Origin of the sequence: Novosphingobium pokkalii (genome assembly GCF_014652855.1) — a bacterium.
Taxonomy (GTDB): domain Bacteria; phylum Pseudomonadota; class Alphaproteobacteria; order Sphingomonadales; family Sphingomonadaceae; genus Novosphingobium; species Novosphingobium pokkalii.
Genome location: NZ_BMZP01000059.1, coordinates 1 through 593, shown reverse-complemented (window position 1 = coordinate 593; position 593 = coordinate 1). Strand labels below are relative to the sequence as shown.

General features: G+C 63.7%; 2 protein-coding genes. Both read left to right on the top strand.

The features are described from left to right. The first annotated feature begins 107 nt into the window (after nt 1-107). A complete protein-coding gene (locus IE191_RS20940; protein WP_191326366.1) occupies nt 108-440 on the top strand; it encodes a conjugal transfer protein TraD in 333 nt (110 codons plus the stop codon). Between the two features lie 16 nt (nt 441-456). Next, the coding region (locus IE191_RS21225; RefSeq protein ID WP_229815748.1) for a conjugal transfer protein TraD at nt 457-593 on the top strand (137 nt) is incomplete at its 3' end.

The following is a 593-nucleotide window of genomic DNA, read 5'->3' as shown; positions in this document are numbered from 1 at the left end:
TCGGGACGGCAGAATCCCATGAGGTTTCAGGCAATTGGCATTGATCGTCAAGGCCGATAACTGGAATACCTTACGGCGCAACAGACTGCCGTCACAGGACACCAGACATGCGCAAGCCCCGCAACTATGACGAGGACCTCAAGGCCCTCACCGCCAAGGCCAGGCAACTCAAGGCACGCAAGCAGAGCCAGCTCGGCGAACTGGTTGAAGCCACCGGCGCCGACGTCATGCCCATTGAGGAACTGGCTGGCGCGCTGCTGTCGATTGCCGCCATCACGGATCCAACCCGACGGGAGGCATGGCGCAAACGCGGCGCCGCGTTCTTTTCTGGCGAGCGGGCCGAACACACGTCTGGCCAGCGCACTGGCGACAACGCGCAACCAGCAGCGCCGCACGACCAGCGCCCGCCATCGTCTGGCCCTGCAACAGGCGCGGCATGACACGCGAGACTGGCAGGTGAAGCGGCGCGAGCGTACGCGGCAATTGATCGAGCTGGGTGGTCTGGTTGCCAAGGCTGGAATAGTCGAACTGACTGATGATGACCGCGCCGCTATCCTGGGCCTGCTGGTCGAGGCAGCGGCAAGGCTGCGTTC